Origin of the sequence: Paenibacillus sp. FSL K6-4396 (assembly GCF_038002525.1) — a bacterium.
GTDB classification, from domain to species: Bacteria; Bacillota; Bacilli; order Paenibacillales; family Paenibacillaceae; genus Paenibacillus; species Paenibacillus amylolyticus_B.
Genome location: NZ_JBBOCR010000001.1, coordinates 4,131,844 through 4,158,362, shown reverse-complemented (window position 1 = coordinate 4,158,362; position 26,519 = coordinate 4,131,844). Strand labels below are relative to the sequence as shown.

Annotated in this window: 24 protein-coding genes and 1 other annotated feature; of the genes, 20 read left to right on the top strand and 4 right to left on the bottom strand. The window is 46.2% G+C overall.

Translation table 11 applies throughout. From position 1 onward, the window contains the following. The first annotated feature begins 133 nt into the window (after positions 1 to 133). The 8 genes from MHB85_RS17990 to tyrS all read left to right on the top strand — a co-directional run bounded on the left by MHB85_RS17990 (position 134) and on the right by tyrS (position 8,110). Positions 134 to 715: a TetR/AcrR family transcriptional regulator gene (locus MHB85_RS17990; RefSeq protein WP_091011927.1), complete on the top strand. Its 582-nt coding sequence runs from the start codon at positions 134 to 136 to the stop codon at positions 713 to 715. 55 nt (positions 716 to 770) lie between these two features. Next, complete coding sequence (locus MHB85_RS17985; RefSeq protein ID WP_105599256.1) at positions 771 to 1,070, top strand: Dabb family protein; 300 nt, start codon at positions 771 to 773, stop codon at positions 1,068 to 1,070. Between the two features lie 46 nt (positions 1,071 to 1,116). Then, complete coding sequence (locus tag MHB85_RS17980; RefSeq protein ID WP_105599255.1) at positions 1,117 to 1,887, top strand: NRDE family protein; 771 nt, start codon at positions 1,117 to 1,119, stop codon at positions 1,885 to 1,887. Positions 1,888 to 2,210: 323 nt separating this feature from the next. Continuing rightward, on the top strand, positions 2,211 to 3,527 hold the full coding sequence (locus MHB85_RS17975) for a nucleobase:cation symporter-2 family protein (RefSeq protein ID WP_105599254.1): 1,317 nt from the start codon (positions 2,211 to 2,213) through the stop codon (positions 3,525 to 3,527). 341 nt (positions 3,528 to 3,868) lie between these two features. After that, positions 3,869 to 5,338 (top strand): protein adenylyltransferase SelO, encoded by a 1,470-nt coding sequence (locus tag MHB85_RS17970; protein ID WP_105599253.1) that lies wholly within the window; start codon positions 3,869 to 3,871, stop codon positions 5,336 to 5,338. 154 nt (positions 5,339 to 5,492) lie between these two features. Next, positions 5,493 to 5,936 (top strand): Imm63 family immunity protein, encoded by a 444-nt coding sequence (locus MHB85_RS17965; protein ID WP_105599252.1) that lies wholly within the window; start codon positions 5,493 to 5,495, stop codon positions 5,934 to 5,936. A 20-nt stretch (positions 5,937 to 5,956) separates the two neighbouring features. Continuing rightward, on the top strand, positions 5,957 to 6,406 hold the full coding sequence (locus MHB85_RS17960) for a DMP19 family protein (RefSeq protein ID WP_105599251.1): 450 nt from the start codon (positions 5,957 to 5,959) through the stop codon (positions 6,404 to 6,406). Between the two features lie 98 nt (positions 6,407 to 6,504). After that, positions 6,505 to 6,732, top strand: a binding site (T-box leader). A gap of 115 nt (positions 6,733 to 6,847) precedes the next feature. Then, positions 6,848 to 8,110 (top strand): tyrosine--tRNA ligase, encoded by a 1,263-nt coding sequence (gene tyrS / locus MHB85_RS17955; RefSeq protein WP_091011938.1) that lies wholly within the window; start codon positions 6,848 to 6,850, stop codon positions 8,108 to 8,110. A 155-nt stretch (positions 8,111 to 8,265) separates the two neighbouring features. Here tyrS and MHB85_RS17950 read toward each other — a convergent pair whose 3' ends face one another. The 4 genes from MHB85_RS17950 to MHB85_RS17935 form a co-directional block, all read right to left on the bottom strand. Further along, entirely contained in the window at positions 8,266 to 8,544 is a 279-nt protein-coding gene (locus MHB85_RS17950) for a YxcD family protein (RefSeq protein WP_017687903.1), read from the bottom strand. Between the two features lie 5 nt (positions 8,545 to 8,549). Then, positions 8,550 to 9,050 (bottom strand): hypothetical protein, encoded by a 501-nt coding sequence (locus tag MHB85_RS17945; protein ID WP_091011940.1) that lies wholly within the window; start codon positions 9,048 to 9,050, stop codon positions 8,550 to 8,552. A 98-nt stretch (positions 9,051 to 9,148) separates the two neighbouring features. Next, on the bottom strand, positions 9,149 to 9,715 hold the full coding sequence (locus tag MHB85_RS17940) for a PadR family transcriptional regulator (RefSeq protein WP_091011941.1): 567 nt from the start codon (positions 9,713 to 9,715) through the stop codon (positions 9,149 to 9,151). 173 nt (positions 9,716 to 9,888) lie between these two features. Then, on the bottom strand, positions 9,889 to 10,464 hold the full coding sequence (locus MHB85_RS17935) for a beta-class carbonic anhydrase (protein ID WP_105599250.1): 576 nt from the start codon (positions 10,462 to 10,464) through the stop codon (positions 9,889 to 9,891). A gap of 349 nt (positions 10,465 to 10,813) precedes the next feature. Between MHB85_RS17935 and MHB85_RS17930 the strand changes: the two genes are divergently transcribed. The 12 genes from MHB85_RS17930 (at position 10,814) to hfq (ending at position 26,360) form a co-directional block, all read left to right on the top strand. Further along, on the top strand, positions 10,814 to 12,328 hold the full coding sequence (locus MHB85_RS17930; protein WP_091011944.1) for a carboxypeptidase M32: 1,515 nt from the start codon (positions 10,814 to 10,816) through the stop codon (positions 12,326 to 12,328). Between the two features lie 159 nt (positions 12,329 to 12,487). Continuing rightward, the gene (locus MHB85_RS17925) at positions 12,488 to 13,492 is read left to right on the top strand and encodes an ABC transporter substrate-binding protein (protein ID WP_091011946.1); all 1,005 of its coding nucleotides are present in this window, start codon (positions 12,488 to 12,490) and stop codon (positions 13,490 to 13,492) included. Between the two features lie 28 nt (positions 13,493 to 13,520). After that, entirely contained in the window at positions 13,521 to 14,315 is a 795-nt protein-coding gene (locus tag MHB85_RS17920) for an ABC transporter ATP-binding protein (RefSeq protein ID WP_091011947.1), read from the top strand. 38 nt (positions 14,316 to 14,353) lie between these two features. Beyond that, positions 14,354 to 15,145: an ABC transporter permease gene (locus MHB85_RS17915; protein WP_373419790.1), complete on the top strand. Its 792-nt coding sequence runs from the start codon at positions 14,354 to 14,356 to the stop codon at positions 15,143 to 15,145. A 348-nt stretch (positions 15,146 to 15,493) separates the two neighbouring features. Beyond that, positions 15,494 to 16,471, top strand: a complete 978-nt coding sequence (locus MHB85_RS17910; RefSeq protein WP_091011949.1) for an aromatic acid exporter family protein — start codon at positions 15,494 to 15,496, stop codon at positions 16,469 to 16,471. 75 nt (positions 16,472 to 16,546) lie between these two features. Then, on the top strand, positions 16,547 to 17,107 hold the full coding sequence (locus tag MHB85_RS17905; RefSeq protein WP_062835006.1) for an outer spore coat protein CotE: 561 nt from the start codon (positions 16,547 to 16,549) through the stop codon (positions 17,105 to 17,107). A gap of 202 nt (positions 17,108 to 17,309) precedes the next feature. Beyond that, positions 17,310 to 18,560, top strand: a complete 1,251-nt coding sequence (locus MHB85_RS17900) for a putative amidoligase domain-containing protein (protein ID WP_256974854.1) — start codon at positions 17,310 to 17,312, stop codon at positions 18,558 to 18,560. Positions 18,561 to 18,946: 386 nt separating this feature from the next. Further along, positions 18,947 to 21,754 (top strand): DNA mismatch repair protein MutS, encoded by a 2,808-nt coding sequence (gene mutS, locus MHB85_RS17895; protein ID WP_091011950.1) that lies wholly within the window; start codon positions 18,947 to 18,949, stop codon positions 21,752 to 21,754. 21 nt (positions 21,755 to 21,775) lie between these two features. Beyond that, positions 21,776 to 24,004: a DNA mismatch repair endonuclease MutL gene (gene mutL / locus MHB85_RS17890; RefSeq protein WP_091011952.1), complete on the top strand. Its 2,229-nt coding sequence runs from the start codon at positions 21,776 to 21,778 to the stop codon at positions 24,002 to 24,004. 17 nt (positions 24,005 to 24,021) lie between these two features. After that, positions 24,022 to 24,807 carry a class I SAM-dependent methyltransferase gene (locus MHB85_RS17885; protein ID WP_341073343.1) on the top strand — a complete coding sequence of 262 codons (786 nt, stop codon included), beginning with the start codon at positions 24,022 to 24,024 and terminating at the stop codon, positions 24,805 to 24,807. Further along, positions 24,788 to 25,744: a tRNA (adenosine(37)-N6)-dimethylallyltransferase MiaA gene (gene miaA / locus MHB85_RS17880; RefSeq protein ID WP_341073342.1), complete on the top strand. Its 957-nt coding sequence runs from the start codon at positions 24,788 to 24,790 to the stop codon at positions 25,742 to 25,744. The genes MHB85_RS17885 and miaA overlap by 20 nt, the downstream gene beginning before the upstream one ends. Before the next feature lie 373 nt (positions 25,745 to 26,117). Continuing rightward, complete coding sequence (gene hfq, locus MHB85_RS17875) at positions 26,118 to 26,360, top strand: RNA chaperone Hfq (protein ID WP_017687918.1); 243 nt, start codon at positions 26,118 to 26,120, stop codon at positions 26,358 to 26,360. Positions 26,361 to 26,519 lie beyond the last annotated feature (159 nt).

Here is a 26,519-nt window from a genome sequence, read left to right as displayed (position 1 = left end):
TTTTGTTGCTTAAGCGAAAGACACTGATTATTGTATGATGTCTGTGCACCCACTTTCACTTGTTGAACAAATAACACTTATCTATAATGAAGGAGTCTAACCAAATATTTTGTGTACAAAGGAGGATTGGGACATGTCTGGTGTATTGTCTCCAAACTCGAATGATCCGCGTGTAATTCGCACGCGTCAATTAATTCTGGATGCGTTTTTAAACCAATTGAATCTTAAAAATTTCAACAGCATTACGATTCAAAACATTACAGAACAAGCCACAATTAACAGGGCTACATTTTACGCCCATTTTCAGGATAAATATGCACTGCTTGAAGCCTTGTTATCGGATGCTTTTATGGAATATGTAACCAAAAGGGTGGACCCGGATGCCCGGTTATCAGCCGAAACCATAGAGCAGCTTATATTTTCATTATGTGATTATCACGTCTCAAGTAATGGATGCATCAAAAAATATGAGACAGTTGCACCAATTATTGAAGAAAACATCAAGACACAGCTGGAGCAATTCCTTCTTGAATTAATGAGTAAAGTAGCGGGGGATGTAGATCACAAAACGCTGAAAATTACTGCAACGATGCTAAGCTGGTCGATCTATGGAATGACGTATCGATGGAATATTGAAGGCGGGCAGGAATCTCCGGTTGAATTAGCCAACAGAGTGGTCCCCTATATGATGGGCGGATTGGAATTGTTGAATTGACTTCATTTAACGAAATTACATTTACTATTCGAATGGACATAGGAGGAATAACAAGATGTTTGAACATTTGGTTGTTTTTAAATTTAACGATAAAACCACATTAACCAAACAGCAGGAATTGGTGGACCAATTACTCGCGTTACAGGATCAAATCCCGGGGATTGTCGGGCTGACCGCAGGGATCAATGTCACGGAAGAAACGGACCGTATTCAAGGTTACACAATTGGCTTGCGAGTGACGTTTGAAGATCAGGAGGCATTGCGCGCTTATGGCCCGCATCCTGCTCATCAGGCATTTGTGGCTTCCCTGGATGGTTGGGTGGAAGATGTAATTGTCGTTGATTATGCGATATAAAGTGGAAATTATAGAGGTTTAACCAATATAGGAGTTGAAGATTTCTATGTGTTTAATTTTATTAGCTTACAACATGCATCCAACGTATCCGCTTATACTGGGATCAAATAGGGATGAATTCTATAACAGACCTACGGCTCAAGCACACTATTGGGAAGACCATCCTCATATATTGGCTGGCCGGGATTTGTCGAAAATGGGAACCTGGATGGGCGTAACCAAAGGTGGGCGTCTGGCTGCTGTTACGAATTATCGTGATCCGAATGAAGAGGTACATGCCAAGGGCTCAAGAGGAGATCTGGTTGCTGATTTTTTGAAGGGAACGTCCACACCTGAGCAATATATGCACCGTGCGGAGCAAAGTCGCAATGATTTTCCTGGCTACAATTTGTTAGTGGGTGATCCTGACGACCTCTATTATTATTCTAATGTGGGCAATGTTGTGATGAAGTTGAAACCGGGAATATACGGGATTAGTAATCACTTGATCAATACAGATTGGCCCAAGGTAAAACGTGGAAAAGAAGGGCTGGAGAAAATCATCCAAGGGGAGGACGAAGCTACCCTGACAGAACAAATATTAGTTTTGCTGCAAATGGCTGACCCTTCAGTGGATGAGCTTCTCCCCCATACAGGTGTTCCAATGGAATGGGAGCGTTTGCTTTCTCCCATCTTCGTTAAAAGTGAAAAATTCGACTATGGGACCAGAGCTTCATCCGTTGTTCTGATGAATAGAGAAGAAGTGTTTTTTACGGAGATGGTTCACCAGAACGGAGAAGTAATGGAGCAACGATTTAACATCAATCTTCTCAACTGACAAGCTGAGAAGATGAAACAAGTGATGTTCAGAAATATGTATTAAACATTGAAGTACTGAAGTTAAATCTCACGTTCATGTTTCTTTTCTTCGGAGAGTCAAAGAGGGCTATCCAACCTTATGTGTCAACTAATATAACCTGAATAATCGGTATGAGAGTACCTTTTGTATAACACGCCCAATTTTAGTTGGGCTCTTTATCTCTGATCACAATTCTATGTTATGAATCATGGAACTTCCCTGAATAATTTATATAATGTGAATCAACATAACATGATTTTGCAGTGGTTCTGTTGATTCTAATTTCAGGGGGGCAACGTGGGATGAAAGAAACCAAAAAGATGAGAGTTTTTTCACTGGGGATTCAGCACGTACTCGCGATGTATGCGGGAGCGATTCTGGTGCCTTTGCTTGTGGGCAGAGCACTAAATCTGACTGCAGAGCAGTTGGCGTATCTGGTATCCATTGACCTGTTAACGTGTGGGATTGCCACATGGCTTCAGGCACGAAAAGGGAAGTACTTGGGGATTGGTTTGCCAGCGGTGCTCGGAAGTTCTTTTGTAGCGGTGACACCGATGATTGCGATTGGATCGCAATACGGAATTCCTGCCATATATGGGTCGATCATCGCAGCGGGGTTATTTATCGTCATCTTTGCCGTATTTTTTAGCAAAATCGTCAAATTGTTTCCGCCAGTCGTGATCGGTACAGTGGTAACCATTATCGGTCTTGCGCTAATCCCAACCGGCATTAAAAACATGGCGGGTGGAGCAAACAGTGAGAATTTCGGAAGTTTGGATAATTTGGCGCTTTCATTTGGTGTATTACTTTTTATTCTAATCCTGAATCGATATGCTCGCGGGTTTGTTAAATCCCTGGCTGTTCTCCTTGGAATTATCGTGGGAACCCTCATCGCAGCCATCATGGGAAAAGTGAATTTTGCCTCTGTACAGGAAGCCTCCTGGTTCCATTTACCTCAACCCTTTTACTTTGGATGGCCTACCTTCGAAATCGGCCCAATCATTACAATGATTATTGTAGGTACGGTGGTTATCATCGAATCAACAGGTGTATTTATGGCTTTGAGCAAAATCTGTGATCAACCGATCAACGAAAACGATCTGGCACGGGGATATCGTGCAGAAGGTCTCGCGTTTGTCCTTGGCGGCATATTCAATGCTTTTCCATACAATACATTTGCACAGAATGTTGGTTTGGTTCAGCTCTCCAAAGTGAAAACGACCAATGTTGTTGTTGCAGCTGGAGGTATTCTGGTCTTTCTGGGGCTCATTCCGAAGGTAGCTGCTTTTGCAACCATTATTCCAAGTGCTGTCCTCGGGGGAGCGACTGTTATCCTGTTCGGAATGGTTGTTTCATCCGGGATCAAAATGCTGCAAAACGTCGACTTTGGCAAACAATCCAATCTGTTGATCGTGGCTTGCTCCGTTTCACTTGGGCTCGGTGTTACTGCTGTACCCGACCTGTTTGCCCAGCTTCCTCAAAGTATTCGGATTATTGTTAGTGATGGTATTATTACGGGAAGCCTGTCAGCGATCCTGCTCAATGTCTTCTTTAACCTCGGTTTCAAAAAAGAAAGCTTGCCTGTACAACCCGTACAGGTTCAGGAAGCACATACGTAATTCTTGTAATAACATACATGTCATCGGGTAAACGGAACAGATCCAAGAAGGTTTCTCTGGGAAGTGGAATGAAAGGAAATGACTCCACTTGGCCAAAAAACTTCTTGGATTTTTTTGCGCGAAACCAACAATGTGGTGGTTCCCTTATCAAAGTGACTATTCATGAGGAATGCAAAAGGAATGCAAATATGCTAAAGTTTCATCAAGAACATTTTAGATGTTCGTTTAAGTCAACATCCTCTTGAATTGAATTTCCATGCGACTACATAAATGAGCATTGGTTCACAAGGCTACAATATAACCAAGGGATATCTCTGGTACAGAAAAGGAGTTGTGATCACATGCAACAAGAAACGTTGAACAAAGGGTGGAACTTGGAGAATAGTTATGCGCAGTTACCGCAACCCTTTTTTACAAGTCAGGGTGCGGTGCCTGTTGAATCACCAAAGCTGATCATTTTCAATAGACTGCTTGCATCCGGCTTGGGACTGGATGTGGAGTCTCTTGACAGTGATGAAGGGGCGCAAATTTTTGCAGGTAATTCGATTCCGGAAGGAGCCGAGCCTTTGGCTCAGGCCTATGCAGGACATCAATTTGGCAATTTTAACATGCTTGGTGATGGTCGTGCTTTGCTGCTGGGAGAACAGATTACGCCACAGGGCGAGCGAGTGGATATCCAGCTGAAAGGTTCAGGAAGAACACCCTACTCCCGTGGAGGAGATGGACGTGCTGCTGTAGGGCCAATGTTGCGAGAGTATATTATTAGTGAAGCAATGTATGCACTGGGGATCCCAACGACACGCAGTCTGGCTGTGGTATCAACAGGTGAAAACATTATCCGCGAAACAGAGCGGCCAGGGGCTATCTTGACCCGTGTTGCTTCTAGTCACATCAGGGTGGCAACCTTTCAGTACGCAGCAAGATGGGGGTCTATTGAAGATCTTCGGGCGTTGGCTGAGTACACGTTGCATCGACATTTCCCCGAGGTTGCTCAAGCCGAAAATCGTTATCTTTTGCTCCTTCAGGAAGTGATTAAACGGCAGGCGGCTCTCATTGCCCAATGGCAGCGTATTGGTTTCATTCATGGTGTGATGAACACGGATAACATGGCCATTAGTGGTGAGACCATTGATTACGGTCCATGTGCCTTTATGGATGCTTACAATCCTGGGACCGTATTTAGCTCCATTGACAGACAAGGTCGCTATGCATATGGCAATCAACCTTATATTGCCGGGTGGAATTTGGCTCGATTTGCCGAGACACTTCTGCCGTTGTTGCATGAAGATGAAGAGCAGGCAGTGCAACTTGCGCAGGATGCTATCGCACAATTTTCTGAATTGTACCATCAGCACTGGCTTAAGGGGATGCGTGCCAAACTGGGCTTGTTGGATGAAGAAGCCGAAGATGAAGCGCTGATCAAGGATCTCCTCGAACTCATGGAGAAGCATAGTGCGGATTACACCAATACGTTCCTGGCGTTGACCATTGACACATTGGAAGGGATAACAATGTATGCCTCGACAGAATTTTCGGAATGGCATGAACGTTGGCAAGCAAGATTGGAAAGACAGCATGAGGGGAAGGAAGTCTCTCGGCAGTTGATGAGAACAAGCAATCCAGCCGTCATTCCCCGCAATCATCGGGTCGAGGAAGCCCTTGAGCGAGCGGAGAACCACGGAGATCTTAGCGTGATGCAGAAGCTTTTGAAGGTTCTTTCAGACCCGTTCGCATACTCACCTGAGCAGGCTGAATATGCCGAACTACCTGCACAATGCAATACTTCGTATCAGACTTTTTGTGGGACCTGATTGAACAGTATGGAATGAGGAGGCTGCCTTGGGCAGTCTTTTCATTTTTTCATTCTGTCATCGATGTTAAAATCCATCATGGGAATTGAATTCGGAGATTATCATGCAATAATTAGAGAAATAGAGATTTACTTTTATAGAGGCAGGTGCATTCATGTCCAACATGTTAAGCAAACAACAATTGGCAGACATCCTTATACAGCTTTTAAAGCTTACATTCTTCCCTAGAGAACAGATGCAGAACTATGTTAACCGCTTGTTTGAGACCTTTAAATGGGATGGTGTACCCTATGTAGAGTGTGGAAAAGATACGTATATTGTTCGAATATACGAACGTGGTCTCGTCTCGTTAGAGAAACGAGTAAAACAGCCAGAGGAAGTCATCTATTGGCTGCTGGAAGATATTATTTTCACCGCGACGCATGTAGGATTGTTGGAACGACATGGCGTGGATAATAAACAGACGCATTTGAACTATACAGATGAAGTCATGAAGGAACTGAACAGGGGTGTTCAGGAAGCTTTCCAGCAGATCGGTGATCCGTATTTACATTGGCATCAGACGGGTAAACGTCAGGAGTTAGAGAGCATGGCATAAAGAAAAGTGAGGTGTGTAACGTGAGTGAGCAAGATATTAATGATGTATGGCATGACTATGCTGTGTTATTTGTCGAAAAAAAGAATGAATCTGAACAGGGCTGGGCATCGTTAACTTCGAACGAGCAGGACGTTGCTGCTTTATGGCTGTTAGAGGCGGATGTCTTTAATGGTGGTTTTATACAGTTTTTCTGCAACTGGGGGGAAGAAGTATACCGTTACGCGTTGCGGGCATTACATATCATTGGTGCGACTCAAGTTGTGGAGATTATAACGTCACCATACGGCTGCATTGAGCATCTGAAAGAGGATGAAAGGCTTACTGAACTATGGGACATTCCTAAATTACTGACAAAGGAACAAGAGCACCAGTTAGATGAACTGGATCAGCAATTTTGGAACAATGAGGATCAGATCGCGGAGAAAGCCTATGGTTATTATCACGGAAAATTGAACATGATGATTATATAATCTGGTTTCAACTACGCATCCGTTGTTCTGTTCGAAGATTAATACTTGGTCTTGCAATGACTGAAACGTTCGGCTATACTTGCTATAAATTGAATACATGAATCACGTTGATAGAGCGCAGTAGCGGCTTTGTCCCTGTTACAGAAAGTCAGGGGTTGATGGAACCTGATACATACAAGGGCTGCGAATTACACTCTGGAGTACTTGGGTAATGCCAAGCGGATGGGCAAACGATATATTGCCAAAAGTGGTATGGATAGCGTGTTAAGGTTATGTGTTATCCATGCAATTTGGGTGGTACCACGGTTATGATAATCGTCCCTGTGTCTAATGAAGACAAGGAGGCGATTTTTTTGTGTCCAAAAAAGCCGTTCCAGTGTGTTTTTTGTAAATTAACGTAGATCATGACTGAATTTTGAGGATAGAAAAGGGGTTATACGAATGAATATTATTGATGAACTACAGTGGCGTGACGCCATTAACCAGCAAACGGATGCAGAGGGATTACGTGAATTGACTGAAACGAAGTCCGTTTCTTTGTACTGCGGTGTTGACCCTACGGGGGATAGCATGCATATCGGACATTTAATTCCCTTCATGATGCTGAAACGTTTTCAACTGGCAGGACACCGTCCGGTTATTTTGATTGGTGGAGCTACAGGCACGATTGGTGATCCAAGTGGTCGTCAGGCAGAGCGTTCTTTGCAAACGATGGAGCAAGTGCAGGAGAACGTGGATGCACTGACCGCGCAGATGAAGAAGTTGTTCGTAACAGACGGGGATAATCAGGTACGCATGGTGAACAACTACGATTGGACACACAAAATCAATGTCATTGAATTCTTGCGTGACTACGGCAAAAACTTTAACCTCAACACAATGCTTGCTAAGGATGTAGTTGCGAGCAGACTGGAAGGCGGAATCTCGTTCACTGAGTTCTCCTACCAGATTCTTCAATCACTCGACTACCTGCACCTGTTCCAGAACGAAGATGTACAGCTTCAAATTGGCGGTTCCGATCAATGGGGGAATATCACGAGTGGTCTTGATCTGATTCGTAAAAAAGAAGGATCTGAAGCGAAGGCGTACGGTCTGACCATTCCACTTATGCTTAAATCCGATGGAACCAAATTCGGTAAAACAGCTGGCGGCGCAATCTGGCTTGATCCGAACAAAACGACACCATTTGAATTCTACCAGTTCTGGGCGAACACAGATGACCGTGATGTGATCAAATACTTGAAATACTTTACCTTCCTGAGCAAAGAAGAAATTGAAGCTTTGGCTGAAAAGGTAGAGACAGAGCCGCACAGACGTGAAGCACAGAAAGCACTTGCGGAAGAAATGACAAAATTCGTACACGGCGAAGAAATGCTTGAACAGGCTAAACGTATTACAGCGGCGCTGTTCAGTGGTGATATCCGTTCCCTGACCGCAGACGAAATCGAGCAGGGCTTCAAGGAAATGCCTACCTTTGAAACGGACGGCGAAGCCAAAAATATTGTGGATTGGCTCGTAGATCTGGGTCTGGAGCCATCCAAGCGCCAAGCGCGGGAGGATGTCACCAAAGGTGCAATTTCCATGAATGGTGAGAAAATCACGGAGCTTGAATTCACGGTGTCGGCAGAACACGCCATTGGCGGTAAATTCATCATTATCCGTAAAGGTAAGAAGAACTACAGCCTGGTTAAACTTCAATCGTAGTTTCCAAGAAGTAGAATGTAACACAGACACATATAGAGACTGCATTAGAGTACAAATAAAGCTACAAATAAAGAAACAAAAAGACCGCCTTCCATCTCTGTCAGGCGACAGAGGGGAGGCGGTCTTTCGTATATCAGGCCAGTGACTGACCTATCTTATTGATTAACGATCGCTGTGATCTCTTCATCCAGATCAAGTCGTACGTTCTCACGGTACGCCCGGATGTTGTATTCACTGTGCAGGTAACGAAGAATCGCTTCAATCATATTGGACTCCACCAGATATTGACTACGGCCTTGGATCCAAACTTCAGCGGAATAACCTGTATCTTCTTCCCAGCTCAGTTCTACATTCACATCGGTTGGACGTACACCCTTACGTTCTGCCATATGAATACAGATTGCATTCACAATTTCATCCATGCTCAGAACCATAGAGATTAGTACCGTCCGTTTCTGTTACGGTCGTCATCACGATCATTGCGACGGTCATAACGACCATCCGCTGCAGGTTTGCGACGATTGGAGATGGCTCTGAAGAGTGCCATAGCCAGCATAACAATCAACATAATTGCTGCAACGTTCACGAGCAATCCAAGGATGTTACCCAGAGCGCCCATGCCACCGAACAATCCGCCGAACATCATACCAGCAAGACCACCAAGCATCATGCCTTTCATGAATCCTCCGCCACCGCCGAAGAATCCACCACGAGTTGCAGCTGCACCAGTACCGGAATTATTACCGGAATTGGATTTATTCACGTTACTGTTGGAGTCGGATTTCTTAGGTGTATTGCTATAACTTTTTGTACCGGATTTGAATCCGCCACCACGTCTTGCATCCGCAGAATCCGGATTCGTTACTCCCACTGTTGCGAACAATAATGTAAAGGCCATAAATACCATCATTAGATGTTTAAATCCAAATTTTTTCTTCATTGTAAAGATCGTAACCCCCCGATTAATTTGTTTGAATCGCCCAAAAATGGGCCTTACTCATGTAATACGGTCAACTTGCAGGAACGTTTCAAATTTTATTAAACTTCCGAAACGCTTGGACTTGGGTCTTGAATTGCAGCTTGGCCATCAAGCAATTGGGTAACCCAATGACACCATTCCAGGCCTGTTTGTGCGTGCATTAACCCTTTTTGTACCAGGATGTAGCTTCCAAAATCTCGGTTGCCTACACGAAGATTATCCTGAGGTATACGTGACTTCAGATCCTCGAAATAACGTATGCGTTCCATGAACCAGCTTTTACGCTCATTCAGAATGCGTCTCATGCTTCCGTCTTCCGCTATGCCAACACACAAAATACGCAAATTAAATTCATCGCGTGTAACCGGTGCGGTAACAGGAGTAATCATCCATTCCAAGAGCTTTTCAATGCCTTTTTCCGTAACTGCGTACATTTTCTTGTCCGGTTTGTCAGACTGTTGTACCCAGCGGGAGGCCAATAACTCATCGTTTTCCATCTTGGACAGGAGGGGATAGATCTGGCTGTGTTTCGCCTGCCAATGAGGCTGGATTTTCAGCATCAGATCATAGCCCGATGACTCCTCGCGGGTAAGCAGCCCGAGTAATCCGTAGGAAAGTATGTTCATGCACATGTCTCCTTAATATTAGGGCTAGGTCAGAGAGAACAATCGTTTTTACTTTCTTTGACCGCTTTCATAAAAAGTGTACACTGAAACTGTATGGTTTGACAACCTGACAGAACAACTGCCTTAATTTAGACAAAAAAAGTGCGAACCATAAGGTCCGCACTCCAAACCATTTAGAGAGATGCCTGTTGTCTATACCCCTCAGCGACAAGATCAAGCTCACCTGTGGCAGAATCGATAACCATGCCGTGGACGGGTACATTGGGAGGAAGTAAAGGATGCTTCTTGATCACTTCCACAGTATGCTTTACCCCTTCTTCGACGCTGTCAAACCCGCGCAACCATTTTTGCAAACGGATCCCCGAATTCTCCAGAGTAGTCATGACTTCTTCCGATACACCACGCTCTACCATATGTCCAATCATGGTTTCTGCGTGAAGGGAAGCCATACCACATTCCGTATGCCCCACTACCAGGACTTCATCTGCACCCAGTTCATAGATGGCGACAAGTACACTACGCATTACACTCCCGAAAGGCTGAGAGATAATTGCGCCTGCGTTTTTGATGATTTTCACATCACCGTTTTTCAGGTTCATAGCCTTGGGCAGCAATTCCACCAGACGTGTATCCATACAAGTGATGATAACCATCTTTTTGGTTGGAAACTTGCCAGCCGTATACTTTTCGTATTCTTTGGTCTCGACAAATGATTTGTTGTAAGCCAAAATCTCTTGAATGTTGTTCATGTCCATTGCCTCCTGTTATCCAATACGACGAGCACGGCCACTTGCATATGATGCAGCTTGTCCTACGCGCCTTTGCTTTAATAGTATTTCACGGTCAGCAGATGGCATTACTCGAACCCTTTAGAGGTTGTTCAAAAAGTCCACTTTTGATTACAAATCATGCCTAAGGGCATCATCAGCATCGAAGTTAAATTCAATTACTATCTTCTCGGTAATGAAAACCAGACTTTTGGAACACGTATCTTTAGGAGAACAATGCAATTTTCATCTGTTAAAAGTTGATTATACGCAATGCAAAAAGTATCATCAATAGGGTATAACATTTTTTTTGAAGAGGTGAACGATAACAATGGATAAACAAACACAGGAACATTTGGAATCCTTCCGTAATCTGGCTCGTAAAATTAAGAGCTATCATGAAGCCATTGGTTTGCTTCACTGGGATCTGCGCACAGGTGCGCCGAAAAAAGGCGTTCCGACACGTTCGGAGACGCTGGGTATGTTGTCCACCGAAGCATTCAAGCTGCAAACCTCGGCTGACATGAAGACTTACCTGGATGCATTAACGACTCCAGCGGTATTGGAACAGCTCGAAGATATAGATCGTCGTCAGGTTGAAGATTGCAAGAAAGAATATGATCGCAGTCAGTCTGTACCGCCTGAGAAAGTGCAAGCATATACCGTGCTCACGGCCAAGTCAGAAACGGCATGGGAAGATGCCAAGCATAACAGTGATTTTGCCGGGTTCTCCCCATATCTGACAGATATCGTTAAGCTCAAACAGGAGTTTATTGATTATTGGGGTGTGAAGGATACACGTTATGATACGTTGCTTGATATGTATGAACCAGATCTGACGGTTGAGAAAGTGGACGCTGTGTTCGCTCGCCTCAAAGCACGTTTGGTACCTTTGCAAGAGAAGATCAATGCTTCAGAAAACAAGCCAAATACAGAGTTCCTGAATCAGTTGTTTGACACCGAACAGCAGGAAAAATTCAGTCTGTTCATCTTGGAACAAATGGGCTATGACTTTGAAGCTGGACGATTGGACGAGAGTGTTCATCCTTTTGCAACGGGTCTTAACCCGGGTGATGTGCGGATCACAACACATTATCTGCAAGATGATGTAGCAAGCGCAGTCTTCAGTTCACTGCATGAGGGCGGACATGCCCTGTACGAGCAAAATATTGATGACAGTCTGGCGGGTACCCTTCTTGCCGAAGGAACGTCCATGGGGATTCATGAGTCACAGTCCCGTCTTTGGGAAAACATGATTGGTCGCAGCCTGCCATTCTGGACACGTTATTATAAAGATTTGCAGCAGCATTTCCCGCAACTGAGCGAGGTTGAACTGGAAGATTTCTATCGTGCAATCAATCGGGTGGAGAGTTCACTCATTCGGATTGAAGCGGATGAACTGACCTATAACCTGCATATTATTATCCGGTATGAGATCGAGAAAATGTTATTCAACGATGGTCTGGAAGTGAAAGACCTCCCGGAGACCTGGAATGCAAAATACAAGGAATACCTCGGTATTATGCCAACGAATGATGGAGACGGCGTTCTTCAGGATGTTCACTGGTCTGGTGGTGACTTTGGTTACTTTGCTTCGTATTCTCTGGGTAATATGTATGCAGCTCAAATTCTACATACATTGCGCAAGGAAATGCCGGAGTTTGATACTCTTATTGCCGAAGGTAATCTGATTCCAATTAAGGAATGGCTTACAGACAAGATCTATCGGTATGGCAAAAGTCGCACACCTTCCGAATTGATTGTTGCCGTAACGGGTGAAGAGTTGAACCCGGATTATCTGGCCGATTATCTGGAAGCCAAATACGCCGAGATTTACAAGCTGTAGGTAACCCATATATAACATATTGAATAACATTTCGAAGAGCTGAAGAGTCGGGCATCATTGCCCGGCTCTTTTTTGCATTTAAGTTCTTAACCTTTTGTTGGGCATCGGCATATCCATAATAGAGAGAAACTGCTGAAACCAGTGAAGGAGGGAAACAACATGAAATACACGCCATGGTTCGTCCGGGGCATCGTTATTCTGCTGATTATCATTGTGGCGCTCACCAGCTGTAATAAGGAAGAGAATGAAGCCAAGATTACGATTGGCGAAGTGACTCGTTCGGTATTTTACGCACCGGAATATGTGGCTGTGGCTCAAGGTTTTTTTGAAGAGCAGGGACTTGAGGTGGATATTCAGACGACTGCTGGCGGTGACAAAACGATGGCGGCATTACTCGCAGGTTCAGTGGATATCGCACTGGTAGGAGCGGAGACGTCCATATATGTCTATCAGCAGGGAGCGGAAGATCCGGTCATTAACTTTGCCCAGCTCACCCAGACGGATGGTACATTTCTGTTCGCTCGTAACACAGAAGGTAGCTTCGATTGGGAGCAACTGAGGGATTCGACATTTCTCGGTCAGCGCAAAGGCGGTATGCCGCAAATGGCAGGGGAGTTCGCACTGAACAAACATGGCATTGATCCGCAAAGTGATCTAGAGCTGATTCAAAATGTGGACTTTGCCAACATTGCGTCTGCTTTCGCCTCAGGTACGGGAGATTATGTTCAACTGTTTGAGCCCCAGGCATCCATCTTTGAACAAGAAGATCGGGGCAAGGTTGTTGCATCGTTTGGAACAGAAAGTGGTCGTCTGCCTTATACCGTCTTCATGACGAAACAGAGTTATCTGAATGACAATAAGGATATCGTACAGAAATTTACGAATGGTCTGCACAAAGCGCAGGCATGGGTAGATTCCCACAGTGCTGAAGAGATTGCGGAGGTCATTTCTCCTTTTTTCAAAGACATCGATTCAGCCATTTTGATCAGTAGTGTAAACCGTTATAAGGAACAGGGCAGCTATGCAACGGACCCGATCATTGATGAGGAAGAGTGGAACAATCTGCTGGATGTCATGAGTGCTGCGGGAGAGTTGAAAGAACGCGTGGATTTGAATGCCATTGTGGATAATGCCTATGCGGAAGAAGCCACGAAATCAAAGTAATGGGTATTCAGGAAAGGAAGTGAGCAGAATGCCTGAATCCGAAAGTGTGATCCGACTGGAGGGGATCTCTCAAGTATACGTCAGTGAGCGGGAAGCTTCCTTGGTGATTGAGGACTTGAGTCTGGAGATCCAAAAAGGAGAGTTCGTCAGTCTGGTTGGACCGAGTGGATGCGGTAAAACGACATTGTTGTCGATCATCGCCGGGCTGCTCACACCCACCCGAGGAGAGGTTAAGGTTAAAGGGAAACTCGTTGGCGGTCCCTCATCACAGATTGGTTATATGCTTCAACAGGACTATCTGTTTCCATGGCGGACCATTCTCGATAACGCATTGATCGGTCTTGAACTGACAGGCAGATTGGATGAACGGAGTCGTGAACGTGTACGGGAACTGCTGATAAGTATGGGCTTGGCCGGAACAGAGAATCAGTACCCTTCAGAGCTTTCAGGAGGCATGAGACAGCGAGTGGCTCTGGTGCGCACGCTGGCAACCGATCCGGGAATTTTATTGTTGGATGAACCATTCTCGGCACTTGATTATCAAACCAAGCTGCAATTGGAGGATCTGGTCTCGGACACGTTAAAACAGTTTGGCAAAACTTCTGTTCTCGTCACCCATGATTTGTCTGAAGCCATTGCGGTCAGTGACCGCGTCATTGTACTGGATCGCAATCCGGGCCGCATCCGTCGTGAATTTATCATTCCCGATGGAATTCGTAAATCTCAGCCGTTTCATGCCAGGGAGCAAGAAGGATTCAATGCGTTGTTTCAGGCATTGTGGAGTGAACTGGATCAGTCCGGGGGAGGTGAAGAAGACGCGTGAATCCAATGAATCCGAAGCAGGAAAAGCGTGACGAATGGATGGGACAGCTGCATCGGAATCATATTCAGCAGGTGGCCAGATGGCGACATCAAGTGCTTGCCGTACAGTTATCTATGCTAGTATGTATGTTTTTGCTATGGGAAGTGGCAGGCAGACTTCGCTGGATTGATGTGTTGTTGTTCAGTTATCCGAGTAAAGTTTTTGTCCAGATTGGCAAGGACATCGCTAGTGGCGAGTTGTGGGCACATGTTGGGGTAACCGTAGGGGAAACGGCAGTTGGTTTTTTATTGGGAACACTCGTTGGAACCTTGCTTGCGGTTTTAATTTGGTGGTCTCCTTTTTTGTCCAAAGTGTTGGACCCCTATATGGTTGTGTTCAACAGTATGCCAAAGGTAGCACTTGGCCCGATCTTTATTGTGATGTTCGGCGCGGGTTTTACAGCGATTGTCATGACCACATTGTCCATCACGGTCATTATCACGACACTGGTGGTGTATAACAGCTTCAATGAAGTCGATCCCAATTATATTAAAGTCATTCGTACGTTTGGTGGGGACCGTTCCGAGATTTTTACAAAAGTTGTATTACCTGCTTCTTTTCCGGCGATTGTATCCACCTTGAAAGTGAATGTTGGCATGGCTTGGGTGGGTGTAATTGTGGGTGAGTTTCTGGTCGCCAAACAAGGGCTCGGTTATCTCATTATCTACGGATTTCAGGTATTCAACTTCACACTTGTATTATCGAGTCTGTTAATTATTGCTGCAGTTGCAACAGCCATGTACCAACTTGTTGTCTATGCAGAACGCAAAATGCTGGCTGGCCGCAGGTGATTCGGAAGTGTTTTACTCGTAATGTGACCGGGTATGGTATGTATACAATTTCACAAGGGGTGTCACGTTGCCCGATACTGTAAAATCAAGTACCATATTTAGTATGATTATTCCGCGCAGATCCGGAATGAATGCGATGATTGGAGAAGAGGGCCTTGAGGTTCTGTCGCAACGATCTAACTTGCCAGCGTCCCTCATTCGGGGCGTGTTGCTGTGACCGGCATGCATGCGCATGTCGGTTGATGTCGTCTAGTTTACATTTGGATGAGACATACTAGTCATCATAAATGAATGAGGCGACGAGCTGGCTAAGAATTTTTTTGCAGCTTAGAGGAGATGGAATGTTAAATGGGTTTTAGGGTAATTAAAACTGCAATCGCCGCATTAATGGCTGTATTGATTGCAGACTGGTGTCGCTTGCCGGGACCAACATCAGCGGGATTGCTTGCCATTCTTGGCGTGGATGTAACGAGAAAACGAAGTATTCGCACCATATCGGCGCGGTTCTTTGCTTCCGTAGTTGGACTTTTATTTGCAAGTGTACTTTTTCACTTTCTAGGCTTCCATTATTGGGTGCTGGCGGTATACATATTGATCGCATTCCCGGCTATTGTCCGGGTAGGCTTCAAAGAAGGTATTGTTACAGGTTCTGTTGTTGTGTTTCGGGTGTTCGGCGGCGGGGAGATGGACGTGCATGTCGTCCTCGTACAAATTGCTTTGTTGTTAATTGGTCTTGGTTCCGCAATGGTGGTTAACCTGGCCTATATGCCGGCAGCGGATCCACAGATGCTACGCATTCGCAAACGAATCGATGAACTCTTCTCGAAGATTTTCAAGGAATTTGCGGCCACGCTGCGTAATCCCAATGAAGCATGGGCGGGGAGAGAGCTGATTGAAGCAGATCAAGCGATCCTTGGCGGTATTGATGCTGCCAAGCGTTCTCTGGAGAATCAGGTGATTCATCCGAATGAGGAATGGAGTGTCTACTTCTATATGCGCAAAACGCAGCTGGACTCCATCCAGCACATGATGCATCTGGTGTCCCAGATCTATCAGAAGATGCCACATGCGGAAATGGTATCGGAACTGTTCGATCAGCTTAGTCAGGATGTACTTACTGAATCCTACACCGGACGAACTGAAAAACTTCTTGCGAATGTGCAAGAAGAATTCAAACGTATGGAGCTGCCGGATACAAGGGAAGAATTCGAGATTCGTTCCGCAATTCTCCAGTTGTGCCGTGAACTCGCGCTGTATCTGAAAGTCGCGAAGAAGGACAAAGCACCGTCCCCAATCTCGGACCGGTCCCAATCTACAAACGAATAATAGAAAATAGTTGTCACCCTAGACGAATGCCCTGCATACACTTGTAGTGAATGATTGTATGGAGGAGGTTTAAAGATGTCATTGAGTCATAAACATCAATGTAGAGAGATTATCACGAAGGCGATCTGCGGCAAAGGTCGTAAGTTCTCTACCGTAACACATACCGTGACTCCGCCAAATGGTCCGACAAGTATTTTGGGGGCTTGGATTATCAACCACCAATATGAAGCCGTATCAGCGGGTGACGGAATTGAAGTTATTGGTACTTACGATATCAACATTTGGTATTCCTACGACAAGAATTCGCAGACGGATGTAGCCAAAGAAACGGTCTCGTATGTAGAACATGTGCCTTTGTCCTATCTGGACCCGAAACACCGGACTTCCACAGTGGAGGTATCTGCGGATGCAACGCAGGAACCCAGCTGTGTGGAAGCCACAGTATCAGCAGGTGGAAGCAGTGTAATTATCCGGGTTGAACGGGAATTCGCTGTGGAACTCGTTGCCGAAACCAAAGTTTGTGTGAAGGTCTGCACAGATGGTTGCGGTGATTACGAAGACAAGGACTATGACTTTGGCAGTGGCGATGGAGATTATGACGATCTCGATCCCGATCTGCTCGACGATGAACTGTGAGTTTGACGCCTGTAATGGATAACCTAAGGTATCATATGCGCCAGAAGGCGCGGTGAAGAGGGCGTAAGCCCTCTTTCTTCTTAAATATTGAAAAATGGGTGGTAACGAGCCTCGCAATGTGCCTGGAATACCTTTCACGGGAAGGCTCCGCATTGCGGGGTTATTTTTATTTTTGGTTGCATGATCCGGGAGGGGGGACGTAATGAATGTGATGGAACAAGCGGAGGAAGCGCTGCGACGATATGAAAGGATGACATCTGGAGAACGTGCAGAACGGTTGAAACAGGCAGGCATTGAAGTATTGTCACTGCACGATCGGCGCAAACGTGAACCAGGCTTGCGTGTACGCTATGACGTAGAGATAAGTTGTCTGCAGGCGATCCGGATCAAACGCAAGGATACGAGTGGCATGGGAGGGGCACAGGAAACTCTGTTGGAGCGTGAAGCGAGTTCAACCTTGTTCAAGCGCGTAGAACGACTTGCGATCAAAACGTTGTATACGTTAGGACTGGATCATGGAGCTGTTCGAATGGAATCCTCAGGGAATGGCGGCTGTGCAGTGATTTCGATTGACCCGTGTCCCTGGAAAGGGGTGACCAACCTTGCTGCTACCTATAGGGAAAGCTGGAAGCAGCATCAGGAACTGCTGGATGAGGAGCAGAGTCACAGACCCACTCCGATACTCGGCATGGACCCAGAGTTTCTTCTGGTGCAGATGCCGGAATCCAAAATCGTCCCCGCCTCCAGATTTCTTGAACGTACAGGAATGGCAGGCTGTGATTCCGTGACGATTGGTGGACGGCGCATATATCCGGTTGCCGAATTGCGGCCTGCTCCCAGCTCCGAACCACGAGAACTGCTGGCTCATCTGATGAGGGCATTCGCAGCCGCTTCCCGCAGCATCAGTGATCACTCGCTCATCTGGCAGGCAGGAGGGATGCCACAACGGGGGTTACCTCTGGGTGGTCATATTCATTTTAGCGGGGTGAATCTTACCGGGGAACTGCTTCGTGCACTGGACAATTATCTGGCATTGCCACTGGCATTTCTGCAAGATCCACGTGGATCGGGAAGACGACCCCGTTATGGAGCGCTTGGTGATTTTCGCCTGAAATCCTATGGTGGGTTTGAGTACCGTACGTTACCCAGCTTTCTTGTGTCGCCCCTTGTTGCGAAAGGTGTTGTGGCCTTGGCAGGTCTGATCGCGAGCGGGTATACTCAATTACGGCAGCGTCCGTTGGCGAAAGCTGAGGTTCATGCCGCTTTTTATGAGGGAAAGCGCGAAGTGATTCAGGAACACATTCCAACTCTGGTAGATGATCTGAAGAGATTGGATGGATATGCACGTTATGAACGGTATGCGTCTCCGTTACTCCTTCAATTAAAACTGGGAAGAACTTGGGATGAGAGCCGCGATATTCGCAAACTCTGGAATATTCGGGCAGGTTCATGAAGTATGGACGTTTTTTTGATATAATAAGAAACAAGTCTTTTATAAGTGCGAGTTCAAAAAGAACGGTTTTTAGTACCGAGAAGATGGGATGAAGCTAGAGATGGAGTAGCGGAGCGTAGGAAAACTACGTGAGCAACGGACATTTGGGCTGAATGCCATATTCGACGCTGATGATGCCACTAGGGATCCTTCGTAATCAAAAGCGGACTTTTTGAACAACCTTTATAAGTGAGAGCTACGGAAGATATGGAGCAGCAACCTTTGAAGGAAGTGGCGATTAGCCAACACATAAGGCGGAGGCGCAAACACAGTGCCTGACCGTCTTATTGTCCTTCCAGGACGCGTTTCTTCCTGACATTATAGGAACGGGATGGAGGATATTCATCATGGCTCAGTATACGCCAATGATTCAACAATATTTGCAAGTGAAGGCCGAAGCACAAGATGCTTTTTTATTTTTTAGACTGGGTGACTTCTATGAAATGTTCTTCGAGGATGCGATTAATGCTGCTCGTGAACTTGAGATCACGCTGACTGCACGTAACGGGGGCACGGATGACAAAATCCCGATGTGCGGTGTACCTTATCATTCGGCTGACAATTACATACAGCGTCTGATTGAAAAAGGATATAAAGTTGCGATATGTGAACAGATGGAAGATGCCAGTGTAACCAAAGGCATGGTACGACGTGAAATTGTTCGTGTGGTTACACCCGGAACGGTAATGGAAGGCAAAACACTAGGGGACAAGTCCAATAACTACATGGTGTGTCTTACAGGTAATCAAAATACGCTGGCGCTCGCGGCCTGTGATCTGTCAACGGGTGAGTTGTATGTGACTTCGGTACCCTATTCCAAGGAATGGCTTAAGGATGAAATCGGCATCTATGAACCATCGGAGCTGGTGGGGGATGCAGCGCTGCTCGAAACGGTAGAAGCCGAGGCATCTCCAATCGGTCGCCCTGTGGTCTACACGGCGTGGACAAAGAACAAGGAAGAACTGGTCCGTCAGCAGTTTGGTGAGGCTGTATGGGCAAGATTAGAGCCTGAACGTCAAGCGTGCATTGCACGTCTTTTCTCCTATCTGAGTGAGACACAGAAACGTTCTCTGGGACAATTAACCCAAATCTCAACGTATGAGCCGGATCATTATATGATCTTGGACCCGTTTACCCGCCGGAACCTGGAATTGGTTGAAACCGTGCGTGAACGCTCCAAAAAAGGTTCATTGCTCTGGTTGCTTGATCGGACCGAGACGTCCATGGGTGCAAGAATGCTGCGTCGCTGGGTCGATAAGCCATTATTGCAAAAAGGGAAGATTAATGAGCGTCTTGAAGCAGTGGATACGTTGTACAACCAGTTTATATTGCGTGAGGACCTGCGTGCAGAACTCAAAGACATCTATGATTTGGAGCGCTTGGTAGGCCGAATTGCGTTTGGTAATGCCAATGGTCGTGACCTGAATGCGCTCAAATCATCGCTGGAGAAAATTCCAGGACTCCGTCAGCATTGCGCAGGATCATCTTCCGCAACACTGCAGCATATTGCCGAAACGATGGATGATTGCAATGATCTGCGTGAAGCGATCGGGCAAGCCATTGTGGACGAGCCGCCTGTATCGGTAAGGGACGGAGGCCTGATTCGTGAAGGGTATCATGAACGTCTGGATGAATTGCGTGAGGCTTCGGTCAACGGGAAACAGTGGATTGCAGAGCTGGAAGCGCGAGAGCGTGAGGCGACGGGCATTCGATCGCTGAAGATTGGATATAACAAAGTGTTTGGTTATTATATCGAGATCACCAAGTCCAATCTGTCCGCGCTGCCAGAGGGACGTTATGAACGTAAACAGACACTTGCCAATGCAGAACGATATATTACGCCGGAGTTGAAGGAAAAAGAGACGCTGATTCTCGAAGCTCAGGACAAAATGGTTGATATTGAGTATGGACTATTCGCAGAGCTGCGCGAGCGGCTGAACAAAGAGATTGCAAGATTGCAGAAGCTGGCTGAACAGGTAGCGGAAATTGATGTGTATCAATCTTTTGCGGTGATCAGTGCTGAGCGCAACTTTGTACGGCCCACGTTGACCGACGGTTATGATCTGGTTGTGGAAGAAGGACGCCATCCGGTCGTTGAGGCGGTCATGCGAGATGGTGCATTTATTGCCAATCACACGGCAATGACCAAGGAAGAGGCACGTATTCTGCTGATTACTGGACCAAATATGGCTGGTAAGAGTACGTATATGCGACAGGTCGCTTTAATCTCCATTTTGGCACAAGTGGGTTGTTTTGTACCTGCAGCTCAGGCGGAAGTGCCGATCATGGATCGTATTTTCACACGGATCGGTGCCGCGGATGATCTCATTGGTGGACAAAGCACATTCATGGTGGAGATGGCCGACATTCAGGTCATGACGGACAAAGCCACACCACGCAGTCTGATTATAATCGATGAATTGGGACGGGGAACGTCAACCAGCGAAGGCATGGCTATTGCTCAGTCTGTTATTGAATATGTACATGATATCATCGGCTGTAAAGCCCTTGTATCAACTCATTTCCATGAACTTGCTCATCTGGAGGAGAGTCTGGACAAGCTGGCCAACTACTCCATGGCGGTACAGGAGAGTGGTGACAAAGTTAATTTCCTACGCAAATTGATTGCCGGGGCAGCCAGCAGCAGTTATGGTATCTATTGTGCGCGCCTTGCAGGTCTGCCTGATAGTATTATTGAGCGGGCGAATGGACTTTTGCATGGGTTTGAACATGCGGCAGCTCAGGTTGCGGTGAGCAGTGAATATATCGGAAACGAGAAGCAGGAAGAAGGCTTGAAATTAAAAGATGGAGAGCTCCAACACACGGATTCAGCGTCTATGCTCCGGGAGCATGATACTGCGGAAAGTGCAGATTACACATCTCCTATTGAAGATTCGACCGGGGCTGGGAAGCAGCATGCCAAGAAATCAAACAGCAAAGCACAGTCCAGCGCAAACCATTCGGATGTGGTTCAACTGTCCATCTTTGGGGATGATGAGCCGAATGTGGCAACGAAACCGGATGTAGTTGCGGTGGATAAACCAGCGCGAGAATTCATCCGTACGATGAAAGATATCGATGTCATGAATATGACGCCTCTTCAGGCGATGCAGATATTGAATGAACTCAAATTGAAGGCACAGCAATTATCCTGAGTATAAGGGAGGGGAAAACCTGTGGCGAAAATACATGTGCTTGATGAACATATTGCCAACCAGATCGCGGCGGGTGAAGTGGTCGAACGGCCTGCTTCAGTTGTCAAAGAGTTGCTCGAAAACTCGGTGGATGCAGGCGCCACCAAGATTGAAGTGACGGTGGAAGAGGGCGGACTCCTCAGTATTCGTGTCAAAGACAATGGTTCAGGTATCGAGCCAGAGGATATGGAAACCGCCTTTTATCGTCACGCGACCAGCAAAATAGCTCATGGCCGAGATCTGTTCCAGATCACAAGTCTTGGATTCCGTGGAGAAGCCTTGGCGAGTATCGCGGCAGTATCCAAGGTAGAGGTATTGTCGGCAAGTGACAATGACGGGCGAGGACGCCGCATCGTGATTGAAGGCGGGAACCTTGTCTCTCATGAAGATGCAACCTCACCCCAAGGTACAGATTTTGCAGTGAGAGAACTATTTTACAATACACCTGCCAGACTCAAATATATGAAAACGATCCAGACGGAACTGGGACATATATCAGATGTCCTTTACCGAATGGCGATGTCTCACCCAAACATTTCGTTCCGACTGCGCCATAATGAGAATGTGTTGCTTCAGACATTGGGTAATGGCGATCTGCTGCAAGTGGTTGCAGCGATCTATGGGACAAGTGCTGCCAAAGCGATGCTTCCCATCCGGGGTGAAAGTCTGGATTACCGGGTGAGCGGGCTGATCAGCCTGCCAGAATGGACACGAGCGAATCGTAATGGTATGTCAACGATTGTTAATGGGCGATTTGTTCGCAATTACGGTCTCAATCAGGCGATTCTCAAAGCCTACCATACCTTGCTGCCCATTAATCGCTTTCCACTTGTCGTGGTGCAGTTGGAGATGCACCCCTCTCTTGTGGATGTGAACGTGCATCCAGCCAAGTTGGAGGTTCGCTTCAGCAAGGAACCAGAACTGTATGAATTTATAGAGACGACGTTGCGGGGTATACTCCGGCAGGAGGTATTAATTCCACAGGTCAAAAAACAGCAGATTCGACGTGGAGACGATAGTTCCTTTATTCAGGAACAATTTCTCTTTCCACGTGGTCCGCTGAAAGACCAGTCTGATGCAGAAGGGTATGGGCAAGAAGGTCCACTCGGGAAACCTTCTAATGCATTGTTAAAGTTGACTACGGAAGATGATGATCTGGATTTGGATGCTCCGGCGGATGTGTCCGCAGTACAGCCGGTATCTGAACAGAAACAAACCGTGCCTTTGCCCGAAGCTCCACCTGAGGTTACACACCCCCCTGAGCAGTTAGAAAGTTGGAACGAGGATATTTTGCAGAAGGGGGCGAGTAATGATGGGGGGCAGACAATCTCTAAAGTGCAGGAAGGTACTAAGGATGTAAGTACAAGTTCAAGTACAAGTTCTACCGAAACTGTTCCCAAATCTGACCTCTCTTCTCAAGATGGTGGGGATCGTGGAGCAACAGAAAAACCGTTGGCTGAAGGTAAACCAGCTACGTATCGCTCCGAATCTGTAAATTCACCGGTTAGGGAAGCTCGGTCAACCTACAACCCGTCTTCGATTGCAAGAGGCGAACGGACGTGGAAAACCTCAGGTCTACCTGATGCCACTAAACTTGCTGCAGCCATTAAATCGGATGCATCCATGCCCGAATTTCCTGAGCTGAGTCTGATTGGACAGCATCATGGTACGTATTTGATCGCGCAAAATGATCAAGGTTTATATTTGATTGATCAGCATGCCGCTCATGAACGTGTGAATTATGAATACTATTACGAGAAATTCGGTAACCCTGCCCAGGCCTCACAAGAGTTACTGCTGCCTATTACGCTGGAGTTTACACCTTCGGAGACGGAAAAGCTGAAAACAAGACTGGCCTGGTTCGAACAGGCGGGTGTATATTTGGAGCATTTTGGTGGACAGACGTTCCGTGTGCGCTCCCATCCGTTTTGGTTCCCCAAAGGGGATGAGAAAGACATTATCGAAGAGATGTCCGAGTGGGTTCTAAGCGAACGCAGCATAGATGTAGCCAAAATGCGAGAAGCTGCATCCATCATGTGTTCCTGCAAGGCGTCTATCAAAGCCAACCAGAAGCTGACGGATCAGGAAGCAGAAGTGCTGATTCAGCGTCTGGGTTCTTGTCGGCAGCCGTACACTTGTCCGCATGGGCGGCCGATTGTGGTTTCATTTTCAACGTATGATCTGGAAAAATTATTTAAACGAGTGATGTAGCTATTTAGGGGGACATTATGTACATTACAACCGGTGACAAGGAGATAGCCTCTCAGGTGGAGCGTGCACGTAAGCTCGCCGAAACGACAGGAGGTATCTACGTACCGCGCAATAGAACGTCTTTACCCAGACTGATTGAACATTACGGTATCAACGAAATCCTGGTCGTGCTCAATGGCAGAGCCCGCTTGTTTCGCAAAGATGCAACGGAGCTTGAATTTCACCCCAGTATGGGATTTGTTCGCGCTAAACGTGTTCTGAGAGGGGAAGCTGATCCCATGCTGGAAGCAGGTGCGGTACTTGAAGGGGACACGATTGTTGATTGTACCGCTGGACTTGGTTCAGATGCGCTGGTATTTTCGGTTGCTGCTGGGAAGAGTGGACAAGTCATCGCCTGTGAAAGTTCTCAACCGCTCTATACCCTGTTGCTGGAGGGCATGTCTCATTATAAGAGCAATCAGCCCTTGGTGGATGAGGCTTTCCGGCGCATAGATCTGCGGCATGTGGATCATCTTGAGTTACTCCGGTCCATGCCGGATCGAAGCTGTGACACCGTATATTTTGACCCCATGTTCCGTGAACCGATGATGGATTCAAGTGCTATACAGCCCTTGCGAGATTATGCAAATGCTCACGCGCTGGATGAACAGAGCATTATGGAAGCGAAACGGGTTGCCCGTAAACGGGTAGTGATGAAAGAAAAGCGCGGCAGCGCGGAGTTTGACAGGCTCGGATTTGAAATACTTGATCGGGCAAATGCAAAAACCCTGTACGGAGTGATTAATGTTGAACGTGGAAGTTAAACCAAAACCCAAACTGCTTGTGCTGGTTGGACCAACAGCAGTAGGCAAAACAAGAATGAGCATCGAGCTTGCCCAAGCTTTCAATTGTGAAATTATCTCAGGGGATTCAATGCAGGTATATCGTGAAATGGATATCGGAACAGCCAAGATTACCTCTGAAGAAATGAAGGGTGTACCTCATCATCTCATTGATATTCATGAACCGGAGTACCCGTATTCTGTAGCCGAGTTTCAGGAGAGTTGCACACGATTAATTAGTGAAATCCATGAACGTGGTAAAATGCCTTTTATTGTAGGTGGCACCGGTCTGTATGTGGAATCGGTATGTTACGGCTTCCAATTTTCCGATAGTGGTTCGGATGAAGCGTTCAGGGAGGAACAATTCAGCTACGCTGAGCTAAATGGAGCTCAGGCCCTTCATGATCGATTGAGGGAAGTTGATCCGGTCAGTGCAGATCGTCTGCATCCGAATGACCAAAGGCGAATTGTACGTGCGCTTGAGATCCATCACCTCACAGGCGAGAAGTGGTCTGATCAGCTGGCAGTACAGAAGAAAGAGTCACCTTATGACCTTCTTATTGTTGGTTTGACAATGGATCGCCAGAAGTTGTATGCCCGGGTAGAAGAACGGATTGATCTGATGATCGAACAAGGTCTGGTAGATGAGGTAAAATCCTTGTTGGAACGAGGAGTGGCCAGAGGTCATATTTCCATGCAAGGACTGGGATATAAGGAGATTGCAGCGTTCCTGCAAGGGGAAGTGAGTTGGGAAGCTGCGGTGGAGTGGTTGAAGAGGGATACGCGCCGGTTTGCCAAACGGCAGCTTTCCTGGTTCCGCCATATGAAGGATATTGAATGGGTGGACATGACGGATACCCAGGATTTTGAAGGAAAATACAAGCAGATAAGTGAATTGATTACACGGAAATTTGATTGATTTGAGCGATGATTAGTATTCTTCTGACTGGCATCGAATAGATCAAGATATGTAAACCTCTACCTTTTGGTTTTCAAAAGGATAGAGGTTTTTATTTATCACTAGAATAGGTTGGTGAGATTAAGGATTCGCTAAACAATGAATAAATGAGCTTTAAAATGAAGAGTTTGTCCCTCTTTTGCAAAACTGGCAAGCGGTGTATAATGGATAAGTCTTCTATTTGTTCGCCTCGCCAAGAATGGGTGTAAAATAGCAGACAAGGGGTTTTTGTGGATTATATGAAACTGTTCATGATATAATAGCACGAAAGCTACTCAGCGATATTGAATATTACTTGAACACGAATTCAAATGAACCAATGGGGGTACGGCTAATGAACAAGTCCATCAACATCCAAGATACGTTCTTGAACCAACTGCGGAAAGAAAATATTCCTGCTACGGTCTATCTGACCAACGGCTTCCAAATCCGCGGGACGATCAAGGCATTTGACAATTTTACGATCGTCATTGACAGCGACGGACGCCAGCAAATGGTCTACAAGCATGCCATCTCCACGTTCACGCCGCAACGCAGCGTATCGCTGATGCAGCAAGATAACAGTGGCGAAGCTTAAAAAAATTACGAAACCTTTTCACCAACCATTTCGTCTACAAGTATAGGTATTGAAACAGAGCAACCTGAATAAAGGGTTGTTCTTTTCATTCCGGGCAAAATATGTTTAATATATGCCTGAGCCTACAGACGATTAGAAATTATGCAACCGAAAGGGAGT

Coding starts and splice junctions, on each gene's coding strand:
- MHB85_RS17935 (WP_105599250.1), bottom strand. CDS start 10,464: ATGAACAACATTCAAGAGATTTTGGCTTACAACAAATCATTTGTCGAG.
- MHB85_RS17940 (WP_091011941.1), bottom strand. CDS start 9,715: ATGAACATACTTTCCTACGGATTACTCGGGCTGCTTACCCGCGAGGAG.
- tyrS (WP_091011938.1), top strand. CDS start 6,848: ATGAATATTATTGATGAACTACAGTGGCGTGACGCCATTAACCAGCAA.
- MHB85_RS17980 (WP_105599255.1), top strand. CDS start 1,117: ATGTGTTTAATTTTATTAGCTTACAACATGCATCCAACGTATCCGCTT.
- MHB85_RS17915 (WP_373419790.1), top strand. CDS start 14,354: ATGGGACAGCTGCATCGGAATCATATTCAGCAGGTGGCCAGATGGCGA.
- MHB85_RS17910 (WP_091011949.1), top strand. CDS start 15,494: ATGGGTTTTAGGGTAATTAAAACTGCAATCGCCGCATTAATGGCTGTA.
- MHB85_RS17985 (WP_105599256.1), top strand. CDS start 771: ATGTTTGAACATTTGGTTGTTTTTAAATTTAACGATAAAACCACATTA.
- MHB85_RS17925 (WP_091011946.1), top strand. CDS start 12,488: ATGAAATACACGCCATGGTTCGTCCGGGGCATCGTTATTCTGCTGATT.
- MHB85_RS17905 (WP_062835006.1), top strand. CDS start 16,547: ATGTCATTGAGTCATAAACATCAATGTAGAGAGATTATCACGAAGGCG.
- MHB85_RS17990 (WP_091011927.1), top strand. CDS start 134: ATGTCTGGTGTATTGTCTCCAAACTCGAATGATCCGCGTGTAATTCGC.
- MHB85_RS17945 (WP_091011940.1), bottom strand. CDS start 9,050: ATGAAGAAAAAATTTGGATTTAAACATCTAATGATGGTATTTATGGCC.
- MHB85_RS17965 (WP_105599252.1), top strand. CDS start 5,493: ATGTCCAACATGTTAAGCAAACAACAATTGGCAGACATCCTTATACAG.
- MHB85_RS17920 (WP_091011947.1), top strand. CDS start 13,521: ATGCCTGAATCCGAAAGTGTGATCCGACTGGAGGGGATCTCTCAAGTA.
- MHB85_RS17970 (WP_105599253.1), top strand. CDS start 3,869: ATGCAACAAGAAACGTTGAACAAAGGGTGGAACTTGGAGAATAGTTAT.
- MHB85_RS17950 (WP_017687903.1), bottom strand. CDS start 8,544: ATGGTTCTGAGCATGGATGAAATTGTGAATGCAATCTGTATTCATATG.
- miaA (WP_341073342.1), top strand. CDS start 24,788: ATGTTGAACGTGGAAGTTAAACCAAAACCCAAACTGCTTGTGCTGGTT.
- mutS (WP_091011950.1), top strand. CDS start 18,947: ATGGCTCAGTATACGCCAATGATTCAACAATATTTGCAAGTGAAGGCC.
- hfq (WP_017687918.1), top strand. CDS start 26,118: ATGAACAAGTCCATCAACATCCAAGATACGTTCTTGAACCAACTGCGG.
- MHB85_RS17885 (WP_341073343.1), top strand. CDS start 24,022: ATGTACATTACAACCGGTGACAAGGAGATAGCCTCTCAGGTGGAGCGT.
- MHB85_RS17930 (WP_091011944.1), top strand. CDS start 10,814: ATGGATAAACAAACACAGGAACATTTGGAATCCTTCCGTAATCTGGCT.
- MHB85_RS17900 (WP_256974854.1), top strand. CDS start 17,310: ATGAATGTGATGGAACAAGCGGAGGAAGCGCTGCGACGATATGAAAGG.
- MHB85_RS17975 (WP_105599254.1), top strand. CDS start 2,211: ATGAAAGAAACCAAAAAGATGAGAGTTTTTTCACTGGGGATTCAGCAC.